The organism is Gemmiger formicilis, from assembly GCF_900167555.1.
In the GTDB taxonomy this organism is placed as follows: Bacteria; Bacillota; Clostridia; order Oscillospirales; family Ruminococcaceae; genus Gemmiger; species Gemmiger formicilis.
The window spans coordinates 33348-45995 of sequence record NZ_FUYF01000017.1; the positions used below are offsets into that span (position 1 = coordinate 33348).

General features: G+C 53.0%; 16 protein-coding genes. 14 read left to right on the plus strand and 2 right to left on the minus strand.

Annotation, left to right across the window (positions count from 1 at the left end; all coding sequences use genetic code 11):
* Window positions 1-187: 187 nt before the first annotated feature.
* The 9 genes from B5D32_RS11605 (at window position 188) to B5D32_RS11645 (ending at window position 8977) form a co-directional block, all read left to right on the plus strand.
* Window positions 188-874, plus strand: coding sequence for a response regulator transcription factor (locus tag B5D32_RS11605; RefSeq protein WP_159447036.1), 687 nt, complete (start codon window positions 188-190; stop codon window positions 872-874).
* Window positions 843-2159 (plus strand): sensor histidine kinase, encoded by a 1317-nt coding sequence (locus B5D32_RS11610; RefSeq protein WP_078785192.1) that lies wholly within the window; start codon window positions 843-845, stop codon window positions 2157-2159. Before B5D32_RS11605 ends, B5D32_RS11610 begins: the two co-directional genes overlap by 32 nt.
* A 224-nt stretch (window positions 2160-2383) precedes the next feature.
* Complete coding sequence (locus B5D32_RS11615) at window positions 2384-3604, plus strand: radical SAM protein (protein WP_078785193.1); 1221 nt, start codon at window positions 2384-2386, stop codon at window positions 3602-3604.
* Complete coding sequence (locus B5D32_RS11620) at window positions 3591-3869, plus strand: ABC transporter ATP-binding protein/permease (protein ID WP_143402747.1); 279 nt, start codon at window positions 3591-3593, stop codon at window positions 3867-3869. The genes B5D32_RS11615 and B5D32_RS11620 overlap by 14 nt, the downstream gene beginning before the upstream one ends.
* A gap of 76 nt (window positions 3870-3945) precedes the next feature.
* Window positions 3946-4815 (plus strand): carbohydrate ABC transporter permease, encoded by an 870-nt coding sequence (locus tag B5D32_RS11625; RefSeq protein ID WP_078785195.1) that lies wholly within the window; start codon window positions 3946-3948, stop codon window positions 4813-4815.
* Window positions 4812-5666, plus strand: a complete 855-nt coding sequence (locus tag B5D32_RS11630; protein WP_078785196.1) for a carbohydrate ABC transporter permease — start codon at window positions 4812-4814, stop codon at window positions 5664-5666. The genes B5D32_RS11625 and B5D32_RS11630 overlap by 4 nt, the downstream gene beginning before the upstream one ends.
* A 17-nt stretch (window positions 5667-5683) precedes the next feature.
* Window positions 5684-7243 carry a coiled-coil domain-containing protein gene (locus B5D32_RS11635; RefSeq protein ID WP_078785197.1) on the plus strand — a complete coding sequence of 520 codons (1560 nt, stop codon included), beginning with the start codon at window positions 5684-5686 and terminating at the stop codon, window positions 7241-7243.
* A complete protein-coding gene (locus tag B5D32_RS11640; RefSeq protein WP_078785198.1) occupies window positions 7240-8244 on the plus strand; it encodes an ABC transporter permease in 1005 nt (334 codons plus the stop codon). Before B5D32_RS11635 ends, B5D32_RS11640 begins: the two co-directional genes overlap by 4 nt.
* A 52-nt stretch (window positions 8245-8296) precedes the next feature.
* Window positions 8297-8977 (plus strand): LytTR family DNA-binding domain-containing protein, encoded by a 681-nt coding sequence (locus B5D32_RS11645; RefSeq protein ID WP_078785199.1) that lies wholly within the window; start codon window positions 8297-8299, stop codon window positions 8975-8977.
* 37 nt (window positions 8978-9014) lie between these two features.
* Here B5D32_RS11645 and B5D32_RS15765 read toward each other — a convergent pair whose 3' ends face one another.
* Complete coding sequence (locus B5D32_RS15765) at window positions 9015-9164, minus strand: RNA polymerase sigma factor (RefSeq protein ID WP_078785200.1); 150 nt, start codon at window positions 9162-9164, stop codon at window positions 9015-9017.
* A gap of 11 nt (window positions 9165-9175) precedes the next feature.
* Between B5D32_RS15765 and B5D32_RS11655 the strand changes: the two genes are divergently transcribed.
* The 3 genes from B5D32_RS11655 to B5D32_RS11665 are packed head-to-tail and all read left to right on the plus strand — an operon-like array spanning window position 9176 to window position 10698.
* A complete protein-coding gene (locus B5D32_RS11655; RefSeq protein WP_078785201.1) occupies window positions 9176-9478 on the plus strand; it encodes a hypothetical protein in 303 nt (100 codons plus the stop codon).
* A gap of 24 nt (window positions 9479-9502) precedes the next feature.
* On the plus strand, window positions 9503-9952 hold the full coding sequence (locus B5D32_RS11660) for an ATP-binding cassette domain-containing protein (protein WP_078785202.1): 450 nt from the start codon (window positions 9503-9505) through the stop codon (window positions 9950-9952).
* A gap of 59 nt (window positions 9953-10011) precedes the next feature.
* On the plus strand, window positions 10012-10698 hold the full coding sequence (locus B5D32_RS11665; protein WP_078785203.1) for a VanZ family protein: 687 nt from the start codon (window positions 10012-10014) through the stop codon (window positions 10696-10698).
* A 149-nt stretch (window positions 10699-10847) separates the two neighbouring features.
* On the opposite strand, the gene B5D32_RS11670 is transcribed toward B5D32_RS11665, so the two are convergent.
* Window positions 10848-11306 carry a phage holin family protein gene (locus tag B5D32_RS11670; RefSeq protein WP_078785204.1) on the minus strand — a complete coding sequence of 153 codons (459 nt, stop codon included), beginning with the start codon at window positions 11304-11306 and terminating at the stop codon, window positions 10848-10850.
* A 141-nt stretch (window positions 11307-11447) separates the two neighbouring features.
* On the opposite strand from B5D32_RS11670, the gene B5D32_RS11675 reads away from it, so the two are divergent.
* Both B5D32_RS11675 and B5D32_RS14995 read left to right on the plus strand, forming a co-directional pair.
* Window positions 11448-12224, plus strand: a complete 777-nt coding sequence (locus B5D32_RS11675) for an RICIN domain-containing protein (RefSeq protein WP_078785205.1) — start codon at window positions 11448-11450, stop codon at window positions 12222-12224.
* A gap of 152 nt (window positions 12225-12376) precedes the next feature.
* A partial coding sequence (locus tag B5D32_RS14995; protein WP_143402748.1) for a hypothetical protein occupies window positions 12377-12648 on the plus strand: 272 nt, incomplete at its 3' end.

Genomic DNA, 12648 nt, shown 5'->3' on the forward strand with positions numbered 1-12648 from the left:
CGGCGCAGGCGGCCGCTGCCCTGGCAATTTTGGTAATACCACTGTACCACACAAAACCTGAAAAAATCCTGAATGCGCCTGCGGCTCTTTCCGGCCTTGGTTGCGCTCCGGGAGAATTTGTGCTATAAATTAAATAATCTGCCGCTTTTGATACGGCCTGCGAGATATGCCCCGGGAGGTAGAATACATGAACTTGCTAGTGATCGAAGATGACCGGAAACTGAACCGGATGCTGTGCGAAATCCTTGAAAAAGAGGGCTACACGGTGAAAGCCTGCACCGACGGGGAGGAAGGCGCTTACTATCTGCAGCAGAACGCCTACGACCTGGCGCTGGTGGACTGGATGCTCCCCGGCGAAAGCGGGCCGGACATCCTGCGGGAAAGCCGCCGCAAGGGAATCATGACGCCGGTGGTGATGCTGACGGCGCTGACCGCCGTGGAAAACAAGGTGACCTGCCTGGATGCCGGCGCCGACGACTATCTGGGTAAACCCTTTGACAGCCGGGAGCTGTTGGCCCGTGTCCGGGCCAACCTGCGGCGGCAGGCCCCCATCGAGGAGCTGGTGGTGCTGCGGTACGGGGATCTGGTGTACGACACCAAGGCGCTGCTGCTGGCCTGTGGCCGGGAGGAGATCGCGGTCTCCAAAAAGCTGGGCCTTATGATTGAACTGTTTATGAAAAGCAAGGGTCAGGCGCTGGCACGAGCCACCCTGTTTGCCCGCGTATGGGGCGCGGACGCCGACGTGGAGGAGGCCATTCTGGACAATTACATCGGCTTTTTCCGCCGGCGGCTGGCCCAGATCCACTCCAAGATGAGCTTGCGGACCGTTCGAGGTGTTGGGTATGCCCTTGTGGAAGAAAAAGAAGGCCGCTGAACCGGCCGCGCCGTTGGACGTTCTGCGGTGGAAGATCGTAGCGGTGAACATCCTGTTTGCCGCCATGGTGGTGGCTACCCTCTGTTTCGTGGCCGCCCGGCAGGGAAAGAACGCCCTGGAGGAGAAGCATAGGCTGGCCTTCGCCTCCCTCTGTTCCGCCCTGGAACAGCCGATCCTGGAGACACAGACCATCGACCATAAGGCAATCTACAGCAGCGCGGTGGAAAACCGCCTGGTGCCCGCCTTATTCGAGAAGGGAGCCCCCATCGAGAATCCCTACCTGCAGGGCGATGATGCCGCACCGCTGCTCACTCTCAGCGAACCAATGCTGGAAGAGGCGCGGCAAAGCGTGGATGGGCAGAACGGCCTGTGGGCCAAAACGGTTGTCCGGCAGGCATACACCCTGCGGGACGGGAGTGCCCTCTGGTTTGCGGAATACTGTGCAATCCCCACGGCCAGTGGGAATTGGATCGAGATGTACCTGTTTCAGGATGCCGCGACCTTCCGGCAGGAATGGGGCAGGATGCAACTGTTGTACGTAGCGGTGGCGGCGGGCGGCGTGCTGGCTTTGGGGGCGCTGGCCTTTGCGCTGACCGGCTGGGCCATGCAGCCCGCCCGGCGGGCCGAGCGGATGGAGCGGGAGTTTTTGGCGGCGGCCAGCCACGAGTTGAAAAGCCCGCTGGCAGTGATCATCACCAGCGCCGAACTGCTGCCTTCCGGCGGCGAGGAGGCAAAATACCGCGCCAACATTCTGTCAGAAGCGCACCGGATGGCGCAGCTGGTGCAGGAGCTTCTATCCCTTTCCCGTCTGGAGACCGCTGCCCGTCAGATCATGCCGGCAAAGCTGGACACCGAGGCCTTTCTCTGGGAAGTTTACGAGACATGGCAGCCGGTGGCGGCAAAGGCCGGTGACCGGCTGACCCTCCGCCTGCCGGACGGCGCGCTGCCGCCCATTCGGGCAGACGAGGACGCGCTGAAGCAGGTGATGGCCATTCTGTTGTCCAACGCCGTTCAGCACACCCCCAGCGGTACGCAGATCGAACTTTCCGCCGTGGCGGCGGGGCGAACGGTCTGCCTGTCGGTGGCCGATACGGGGCCGGGCATTGCGGATAAGGAACGAGCTTTCCAAAAGTTTTATCGCGCAGACCCGCAAACCGGCGATGCCAGCCTGGGTCTGGGCCTGAGCATCGCGCAGAAGCTTGTGGCGCTGCATCACGGCAGCATCACGATCCGGGATACGCCGGGCGGCGGCGCTACGCTGCAGGTCACGATCCCACAGGCGTGATATTGGCAGAATCCACAACCGTTTGTCGCATCATTGTAAAAAGTGCTGTGAGAGCCTTTTGGTTTTCTCACAGCACTTTTTGTGTACATACCGAACAAGAAATCACTCGTCGGCATCGTCGATTTTCGATGAAAGAAACGCGCGTTTTCGCTCGAATGAGCACTTTGATATGAAATCCGTGCTATAACAAGGGCAATTTACGGAATAGGATGTGAATCGCCAATATGCAGATAGTAGAATTAGAAATGGTTCCTCTTTCTCTTCGACCGGTATTGCAGCGACTTTATGATATGAAAACTACGCAGTCTGCTCTGCGTGAAGGAGTACTGTTTTCCACCAAGAGAAACAACTACTACTATGATACAGGCACCGGAAAGGTAATTGTGTTGGACGATGATACCAGCTACATTTTCCGCGTATTGTTTGACCCCACGTTGAGCGCCGAAACATTTTTGATATCACTGACAAAAGTCGATCCTAATGCAGTGAAAAACCTCCTACAGACAATTGACGCAGAGCGCTTGTTCCAGCGACCGCCGCTTTTGAGCATGGGAAAAGAAATTGCGGCGGGTGTAACCGATACGGAGCAGAAAGTTGAACAAATCATTCTTGAAGTGACGGAGCAATGTAATTTCCGCTGCAAATACTGCGTCTACTCAGAGGATTTCTCAGGGAACCGTGATTTTGGGAATCGGCGGATGCCGACAGAAATTGCCTTTAAGGCAATTGATTGGGCGTTGGAAAACAGCGGCGCTAAACTGGCAATTACTTTCTACGGCGGCGAGCCGTTGCTCAACTTTAAGCTGATGAAAGCTGTGATTGAGAGGTCTCAGGCCAAGAGAGGGAACAAAGAGATTGTTTATAGCTTTACTTCCAATATGTCGCTCATGACACGCGAAATCGCCACCTATCTGGCTCAAGTTCCGAACTTATATATTATGGCCAGTATCGACGGCCCACGCACTGTCCACGACGCATATCGTGTGTACGCAAATGATGCCCCCACGTTTGAAGACAGCATTGGCGGTCTTCGAATTTTGGCGGATGCCTACGCAGGTTCCCACATGCCGGTTAATATAAACGCTGTGTTGACACCTCCATTTGGATTTGAAAAGTTGGAGCAGGTAAATGCATACTTCGAATCGCTGGACTGGCTTCCGGCAACCTGCCATGTAAATATTACTTATCCATCGTATGGAACTTGTCCTGGCTTGGATGAGTATTACGACAAAATCACCGGCAATCCCAAGTATGCTCTTCATGGTATGTGCAACCCCCTTATGATATGGCAACAGCGCAAGGCAGAAACCGACGGGCTTGACGCCTACAAAGCCAGAAACATATATTACCATTCGATCTTTGACGACTTGGTTAAAATCAACAATCGCATTATCGTTGATGAACCTACACTGCGCCGGGGATTAAATGGATGTGTACCTGTTTGATGAACCTTTTTCGGCGTTAGATGCTATTTCAGAGCAGCACATTATTAAGCGGCTTAACTTGAAAACAAAAATGTCTATTACCATTTTTATAACACATCGATACTCCAGCCTTCGATTGGCGGATTTCATTCTGGTATTAAAAGATGGCGAATTAGTCGAATCCGGTTCCCATCAGGAACTGCAGAAAGCTGGGAAGTATTATTCAGAATTAATCAAAGCGCAGATCGAACCAATCGACCATTTGGCGCAATTGGATGAGACCTAAAAGCTGTTTTGGCAGAAAGGTATTCAGGTTTTTTTCAGGTTCCCTGTGCTACAGTGTAGGCAGGGAGGTGAAGGCGATGAAACGGCCAAAGGTCACTGGCCTGCGCCGGAGGGAGAGCTGGCAGGCACTGCCTTTTCTGCTGCCCAGCCTGTTGGGGCTGTGCCTGTTCTATCTGTTCCCACTGGCCGAAACGGTTCGGGCCAGCTTTATGGACCCGCTGCGCAGCCGGGCCGTCGGGTGGGGGAACTACCGGGCGCTCTTTCAAAATACTGCGTTCCGTCTGGCTGTCCGCAACACCTGCCGCTTTCTCTGCATCTGCATCCCGGCGCTGCTGGCCGTCAGCCTGCTCTGTGCGGTGCTGCTTGGCGCGGCAAAACGGCGGGCGGTCTTTTTCAAAAGCGTCCTCCTGCTCCCCTATGCGATCCCTGTTGCCAGCATCGTTGTGTTATGGAGGGCGCTTTTCTCCGGCAAGGGGCTGGTCAACGGCTTGCTGGTGGGGCTGGGGTGCCGGCCCGTGGACTTTATGGGCAGCAGCGCGGCCTTTTGGGTGCTGATTTTCACCTACCTTTGGCGAAACAACGGGTACGATATGCTGCTGTGGCTGGCGGGTCTGGAGACCATCCCCCGGCCCTTGTATGAAGCGGCAGCGGTGGATGGAGCCACCCCTTTTCAGACCTTTGTCTTTATCACGCTGCCCAATCTGCTGCCAACGGTGGTGCTGACCACCATACTGAGCCTGGTCAACTCCTTTAAGGTCTTTCGGGAGGCCTACTTGGTGGCAGGCAACTACCCGCAGGAAAGCATATATCTGCTGCAGCACCTCTTCAACAACTGGTTCCTGTCGCTGGACATCGGCAAGCTGTCTGCCGCCGCCGTGCTGCTGGCGCTGGGGCTTGGCTGCGTCGTGTATCTACTGTATCACTTTTGGGGTGGTGGGCAGGAATGAGAAAAAAGGAGCCTCTTTTGCCGGTGCTGATCCTTGGCCTGCTGGCCTTCACCGTCCTTTGGCCGCTGTGGTTTACCGTCGACGGTGCGCTGATGGCGTCGGACGAATTGACAGCCGCCCTGGGGCCGGCCCTGTTGGACACAGCAGACGGCGGGTATGCGGTGTGGACGATTCTGCCTTCCTGGCCGACGCTCCAACCGCTGGCGGAGCTGCTGCTGGACACCCCGCAGTTTTTTTCGGTCTTCTGGAACACCTGCCTGCTGGCCTTTGCACAGATCGCCGGTCAGCTGGTGGTCGCCGCCCCCGCATCGTGGGCGTTTGCCAAGCTGCGCTTTGCGGGCAGGCGTTTCCTGCTGCTCGGGTACATTGCGCTGATGGTGCTGCCCTTTCAGGTACTGATGGTACCCAACTACCTGATCGCCACACGCCTTGGAATCTACGATACGCCGCTGTCCGTCATCCTGCCAGGGGTGTTTTCGGCGTTCCCGGTTTTTATCATGACCCGCAGCTTTCAGGATGTTCCCAATGAACTCCTCGAGGCGGCCAAGCTGGACGGCGCAACGGCCTGGCAGATCTTTTGGAAGATCGGAGTTCCGCTGGGATATGCCGGAATCTTTGCCGCCTTGGTGCTGAATTTTATCGAAGGGTGGAACGCGGTGGAGCAGCCGCTGCTCTTTCTGAAATCCCAATCCAACTGGCCGCTTTCCATGTATATGAACGATATTGTGACAGACAACCTGGGGATCGCCATGGCGGCCAGCCTGCTCTCGCTGATTCCGGCGATGCTGGTGTTCCTGTATGGGCAAACCTATCTGGAACTGGGCATCCAGGCCGGAGGCATCAAGGCATAAGGAAGGAGACATTTTCTGTGAAAATCGTCAGGGATTCTGCCGTTCGTCAGGAACCGGCGCAGCCGCAGGCCGTATCGCCGGAGGAAAACAGGTTTTCGATTCGCCCCCGGCAGATCGCGCTTTTCTTTTTGTGGATGCTGGCTTTTACGCTGCTTGCCCGCGGAACATCCGGCGCGCTGCTGCCAGAGGTGCAGCTCTCCACGCCGGCGCCCAATACCATCACCCAGAGCCTAACGGCGACAGGAACCATTCAGTGGGCGGCGGGCAGCCTGTTCTATCTGCCCGAAGGGCTGCTGGTGGAGGCGGTTTTTGTCTCGGAGGGGGAGGCTGTACAGGAAGGAGACAAAATAGCGGCCCTCCGCCGGGAGGATGTGGAACAGAAACTGCGGAGCCTTCAGGCAGAACTTGCGCAGAAACAGACGGAATATGCCCGGCTTACCAAACCGGTGGCGGCGGACAGCTATGATCTGGAAAAAGCCCAGCAGGCCCTGCAGGCCGCCTACCAGGCAGCGGAGAACAGCGCGGCAGCCTGGGCGGAGAAAGAAGCGAATGCCGGCAGCGAGCGGGATGCCCTGCAGCGCGAACTGAACGAGCGGCAGGAAAAGGCCGCCCAATATGCCCGCGAGATCGCAGAGAAGCAGGCACAGCGGGAGTTGCTGCAGCAGGAAGAATCGCCGGACGAGGAAATCATCAGCCGGATCGAAGCGGAGCTGACGCAGCTTACGGCAGAGGAAACGCAAAACCGGGAGGCACTGGCCGAAGCGGAAGCCCGGCTCAACGAGGCGGACGCAGCGCTGGAAAGCGTCCAAAGCCAACGGGAAGAAGCGGCTCGCACGGCTGCGCAGGCCGCCGAACAGGCGGAGCAGGCCCGAAACGACGCCCGGCACGCCTACGAGAAAAGCGTGGAAGCCGCCAGTGAAACAGCCGCCGCCAATGCGGCCAGTGCCACGGTTCTGGCGGAACAGATCCGGGAAATGGAAAGTAGCGTGGAGACGCTGAAAAAATTGGACGAGCAGGAGGGCGTCTTCTGTGCGCCGCAGACGGGTACCGTGGAATCTCTGCAGCTTATGCAGGGGCAGACCAGCGGCCAGGTGGGCGGGAGCATTTCCGACCCCGAAAGAGGGTATCAGATCCGATTTGCGCTGGAGGCCGAGGACGCGGTGCAGGATACCGCCGGCGTTACGGTGACGGTCATGCAGGGAGCAAAGTCCGAAAGCGTGAAAATCAATTCGTCCGTTTCTCAGCAGGATGGAGGCGTGGTGCTTTCCGCTGCGCTGACCGGGTCGGATTGGCAGGTGGGAAAAGCGGAACTCACAATCCGGCTTTCCGAGACGGAATATGACTGCTGCCTGCCGGTCAGCGCCCTTCACAGTGATAACGGCGGGGATTTCGTCTATTCGGTGGAGGAGCGCAACACTATTTTGGGGCTGCAAAACATCGTGCGCAAGGTTTATGTGGAGGTCGTGGAGCGCAACAACGAGCTGGCGGCCCTGCGGAATTATACGACCGGTGCGCCGGTGGTGGCCGCCACAACGAAGAGCTTGCAGGAGGGCGCACGTGTGCGTACAGCGGGATGAAGATTCGAAAGGCGGTGCTGCTTTTGGCATGCGCGGTTTCCTGGGGGATCGCTGTTTGGTTTGCGGGGAGGCTGTGGGCAGCCTATCCGCTGGTTTCGGTGCGCTCCGACGTGCCGGTCACGGGGCGGCAGCTGGAAGCGCTGCGGTCTGCTTTGCGGCAGGAGGATGGGGCGAGCGCGCTTGTTCCCGCTTTTTGGAGCCAGGCAGAGGGATCGGCGGAAAGCCGCTGGGAAACCTGCGGGATCACTGCCATTCTATATTGCGGCGAGTATGACGCGGTGTATCCTGCCGTGCTTCTGGAGGGGCGGTTCCCCGCTGCGCAGGAGAATGGCAAATGCGCGGTCTCAACCGCTGCCGCGTGGCAGCTCTGGGGCAGCGAGGACGTGCTGGGGCAGGAATTGGAGATAGAAGGAGACATCTACCGCGTGTGCGGGCTCTTTCGCAGCAGCGCCAGCCTGGCCCTGTGCGGGGAAAGCCTTGACCATGGCTTTTCCAACATCGAGTTTTGGGGCGGCTACGCTGCGCCGCCGGTGGAGACGGTGCAGCAGCTTTTGCGTGCGGCGGGGATCGCACAGCAGGTGACCCTCTATTTCCCTTTCCCCTGGATGGCCGCCCTGACGGCCTATGCCCTCTGCCCGGCGGGGCTGGTGCTGCTGGCCGCCGCCCGCACCCTGGGCGGCCGGGTGCGCAGGGGGTGCCCAAAGGAAACGTGCTGGTTTGTTTTGGGCGGCGCTTTTCTGCTTGCGCTCGTCCTGCCCGCCCTGCTACGGTTGCTCCCGCCCTGGATCACCCCCGCCCGGTGGAGCGACTTTTCCTACTGGGGCGGCTTGCTGCCCGCAGTGGGCAAAGCCATAGAAACCGGCTTTTCCCTGAACCCCTGTGCCAAGGATGTCCTCGCCAAATGGAACACGCTGGGGCTTCTCATTGCCGCAACGCTCGCCAATGCTGCGGCCGGAAAGCTGATGCTCAGCAGGCAGCAAAAAAACTCCACAAATTTATGAAACCAATCCACCTTATCTTACGGATAATATTTGTAAGATAAGGTGGATTTTTATGATAATCGCAGTTTGTGACCCGAAAGGGATTGCTATCGAAGCGATAAAGACGATATTGTACCATGATAAAGGACTTTCAGACCGTATCAGTCGTATTTATGAGTTTTGGAATATGGAACAGTTGCTGGATGCCAGCAGAGATAGTTCTTTCGACTGCATTGTTTTTCCCAATTACTGCAATTCCCACAATAGTGTAGTGTGCAGTTTATCCTGCGGATATAATCGGTTCCCGCTTGTTGAACATGATCCGAGGTACACTCTCATTGTACGGGATATTCTCTATTGGGAAACGGCACGTTCCCTTTGGACGCAGTACTTGAAGGCAATTCCTGGCAAGGAGGAAAAAGTAAAGAGAGCCATCAGAGGGATACTGGCGGACTACGAAAAGGAAGAACGTGACATCATCTATTTGGAAAGCAAAAACCATTGTGTCCTTGTCCATTTGGATGGCATACGCCAAACGCCGGAAGGCTCTCCGTCGTTCTATGCTACATTGGACGAAGCGGAACATGAATTTGCTTCATCTGCATTCTTACGAATCCATAAAAGTTACCTTATAAACGGCGATCATATTCTACAAATGTCTAATTACAAGGTCCTTCTGGATACAGGAATGACATTGAAAGGATCAAGGAAATATTTCAGCAAGGCAAAATTGGAATTTTACCGAGGCCGTTAACTATATGGCAAAGCATAAGTATTCGAACTTCAAGAGGCTATTCATCAAATGATTCAAGCAGAAGCTTCCACGCACGGTGAATTCGACTTTTCACGGTGGCTTCACTGGTTTTTGTCATTTCTGAAATTTCTTTAATTGAATAGCCTTTAACGCGAAGCGTAAGCGCTTGCCGATATATAATTGGCATTGAAGAAAGAATTGAAACGTAAAGTTAAACTCGACCGTGCCAACAAAAGCATCCTGCTCCGGGCGCTGGGCGATGTCTACTACGGCCAGCGCGCCCGCGGCGGCAGTGCCGAAGAAACGGGACGGCTCATCCTGCGGGTGAACAATCTGCCCGCAGGCGGCAAGCTGACGATGTCGGCGGCAGAGTATCGGCTGGCAAAAGCAGCCCTCAACCAACTGCGCACCCAGCGCTTGGCTGAGGGCGGCTATACCGATGCCGTGGATGACGCGCTGACCCGGTTGCTGCACGCGCACACCCCGCTGCTGCTCTGGTGAAGAAGATGCAGAACGGGCAAGAGAATGGAAAATGTAAATATCGGACAAACAGGAACGAAAAAAAGTGAAAAAGAAATAAAAATACTTATGAAAAAGTACAAGATGCCAGATTCGATTTGTGATAACCCAAAGCAGCAAATTGGATATTGGTTTGAGAATGGCGTGCAGTTATCGGGGGGACAATGGCAACGGCTTGCAATTTGCAGAACAATGGCAAGAGATAATGAAATCCTCTTGCTAGATGAACCAAATGCGGCGTTAGATGCAATCACATTTAGAATGTTGTACAATGAAATTAATGCTCAAGCAAACAGAAAAGTATGTGTGATGTTATTACAACATTTTGTGAACTTCATTGGAGGAAACGAAGAAATTTGTGTATTTGACGATGGAAAGTTGATTTCTCGCGGAAAACATGATAGACTATATGATACATGTAGAATCTATAAGGAACTATATGATGCCCAGCAGTAAAGATAAACAAATTTAAAGAAAGCTATGATAAATTAAAACGATTGGAGAGGCAACCGATCATGAAAAGCAGAAGAAAGCATGGCTTCCAGTTTATGACTATACTATATTTTATGATAGTATTTAGTATGTGTGTATCTCGTTTTAACGTGATTATGACAATTATGGGTGGTCAACTAACACGGGTGGAAGAAATTAATCTACTGCCGTTCCATAGTGTTAGAGAGAACTTGCAATATGGTCGCAATCCTATTTCATGGGATATGCTTTATAATATGGTAATGTTTGTACCGTTTGGAATAATTTACTGCTATTACCAGAAGCATTTTCGCGTATATAAGGCAGTTGGAATGTCATGCTTGACAACATTCTTCATAGAAAGTGCGCAGTTCATTCTAAAAACCGGTGTCGTAGATATAGATGATTTTATTGTAAACACATTGGGAAGTTTGATGGGAATTATGGCGTATGTTATTCTACAACAGATATCCTTCAAAAATCAAAAGTTTGAGATTCACGAATTGATTGATATAAGTGCGACAATGCTTCCGCCGATGTTTATTGCCTTTGTTGCGGAAATGTTTCTGGGAGATGGTTCACTAAAATTGTTGCCAGTTCACGGTATAGTGTTACTGTGCTATGGAATTTTTGTCTACGTATTTTTAATAGGGGATTTTACTCGCAAAGCAAAAGTTTATTATCTGGCATGTTATGTGGGAATCTTTTGTCTGAGTCGGGTGTTACTGTAGAAACAACAGAGAAATAGAATTTTGACCAAACCATAAAACCACGAACTAGAAAAATAAAGTACATTGTATAGAAAGCCATAAAACGCACAAATGCCCATCGGTTCAAAAGCCGATGGGCATTTGCGCGTTTTATGAGAAAAAATGAACGCCTATAGCGAGGAGGCATTCTTATCATCGTTACTGTCACGCATCTTTTCAAGAACATTTTTAAGTAGTGGAGGAATAGGAGCACCCATCTTTTCGGCATTTTCAAGGATACTGCCTAATTCGGATACAATATACCAAAACAAAGCAATTGGTGTGAGCAGCATATCATAATTAAACGGAAGCGTGAGCCCGGAAATATGATTTAATGTCAATCCAAGCAGGATATCTGTCAAGACACTGACAAAAATCATTATAATACTTCCGCATTTATGCCACAACCCCTGCCTAGCTTTATGGGAACTCCAAACACCATTTTTTATAGCAAGAACAGTGCCGGTTACCCAATCCAGCATCATGCAGACGGCATAGAGAACAACAAGCCAGCCAAGCCATCCATGCAATGCGGCCCATAGGCCGATTGCGCCGATACCAACGGCCTTTTCAATAGAATCTGTTTGCATATTCTTCGGATTCTCCTTTTATAAGATTTATTATCAAAAGAGAGCAAATTCCGCAAAATGTAAACTCAATTTACATTTTGCACGATTTGCTCTCTTTACTTTTTGAGCGGCCGCTCAAAAAGTGAAAAAGGAGAATCACAAATGGCATACGAATTTAACCACTACTATGAGCTGCAGAATGTGGCAACAGGTAAGTATGTGAATGTTCTGGGCAATCACGAAGATGGTACTGTAAAAAATGGTGAAACAGTCAACCTGTTTAACCGCACCAACAATCCCGATCAGCGCTGGGCGCTGGAAAATTACGGCGGTAATGGCAATGTCCGAATCGTTTTGCAGCGTGGTGAAGGCTGGTACGCGCTGAATTACAACACGCGCAATGCCAACTGTATTGTTTGGCATCTGAACACGGCAGACGATATCGACACGGTTATAACTGCGGTACAGGTAGAGAGTCTGACTGATACCTACTATCTTAAACTGCGGGATCGGGATACCTATTTAACAGCGGACGGTACAGCACTGAAATGGGCGGCCTACACGGGCGAAAAAGAACAGATGTTTACAATTCTTGAACCCGGAACCAGCAGCGATGGTAGCGATAGTGACGCTGGCTCTGACGCGTCTGACTCAAAGTTGGTTACCAAATTTATCCCGGCCTACAAGGATAACTATACTAAAAATCGCAAAGCGCAGGGCGGCACTATTTCCGAAATCACGATTCACCATTGTGCCAGTATTCTGACGATTGAGGCGTTGGGCGCACTTTGGCAGCGCGAAGGTCGAAAAGGATCGTCCCACTACGGTGTTTCTGAAACGAATATCGGACAGTATGTCCATGAAAGTGATGTGGCATGGACGAACGGCAACTGGGAAGCAAACTGCCGCGCAGTAACAATTGAGACATCTACTATCTAAAGGAGAATCCCGGTGCGTGGCTTGTTTATGAGACCGGCTACAAGAAGCTGTTCGGCTTTACCGGCACAAGTGATGTGCAAGATACACTTTTAGCAGGATTGCTGTGCGCCCTATGCTTCAGCGGTCTATTTGCAATGGAGCGCAAGGGCGGCATGGATGAAATTCTGGCATCCACCCCTTTGGGCCGGAAATACACTGTGAAAGCAAAGCTGTGGCAAAGCACCGCGGTTGCGGCAGTAATAGCTTTCGGAACTGTTTTGCCTCATCTATGGCAGGTTCTGCGCGACTACGGCCTTCACTCTTTGCTGGGACCAGCGATGAGTATCTCCGACTTGCAGGCTGTACCCAAGTTTATAACCCTGTCGGATTTGCTGATTTTCTGGTTAATCTGTCGTTTCGCGGCCTGCCTCTGCATGAGCCGGAT

What these genes read in the sequence shown, in the direction of transcription:
- B5D32_RS11630 (WP_078785196.1), top strand. Translation starts at nt 4,812, where the DNA reads ATGAGAAAAAAGGAGCCTCTTTTGCCGGTGCTGATCCTTGGCCTGCTG.
- B5D32_RS11640 (WP_078785198.1), top strand. Translation starts at nt 7,240, where the DNA reads ATGAAGATTCGAAAGGCGGTGCTGCTTTTGGCATGCGCGGTTTCCTGG.
- B5D32_RS11610 (WP_078785192.1), top strand. Translation starts at nt 843, where the DNA reads ATGCCCTTGTGGAAGAAAAAGAAGGCCGCTGAACCGGCCGCGCCGTTG.
- B5D32_RS11615 (WP_078785193.1), top strand. Translation starts at nt 2,384, where the DNA reads ATGCAGATAGTAGAATTAGAAATGGTTCCTCTTTCTCTTCGACCGGTA.
- B5D32_RS15765 (WP_078785200.1), bottom strand. Translation starts at nt 9,164, where the DNA reads ATGCCAATTATATATCGGCAAGCGCTTACGCTTCGCGTTAAAGGCTAT.
- B5D32_RS11625 (WP_078785195.1), top strand. Translation starts at nt 3,946, where the DNA reads ATGAAACGGCCAAAGGTCACTGGCCTGCGCCGGAGGGAGAGCTGGCAG.
- B5D32_RS11670 (WP_078785204.1), bottom strand. Translation starts at nt 11,306, where the DNA reads ATGCAAACAGATTCTATTGAAAAGGCCGTTGGTATCGGCGCAATCGGC.
- B5D32_RS11645 (WP_078785199.1), top strand. Translation starts at nt 8,297, where the DNA reads ATGATAATCGCAGTTTGTGACCCGAAAGGGATTGCTATCGAAGCGATA.
- B5D32_RS11675 (WP_078785205.1), top strand. Translation starts at nt 11,448, where the DNA reads ATGGCATACGAATTTAACCACTACTATGAGCTGCAGAATGTGGCAACA.
- B5D32_RS11660 (WP_078785202.1), top strand. Translation starts at nt 9,503, where the DNA reads ATGGAAAATGTAAATATCGGACAAACAGGAACGAAAAAAAGTGAAAAA.
- B5D32_RS11605 (WP_159447036.1), top strand. Translation starts at nt 188, where the DNA reads ATGAACTTGCTAGTGATCGAAGATGACCGGAAACTGAACCGGATGCTG.
- B5D32_RS11665 (WP_078785203.1), top strand. Translation starts at nt 10,012, where the DNA reads ATGAAAAGCAGAAGAAAGCATGGCTTCCAGTTTATGACTATACTATAT.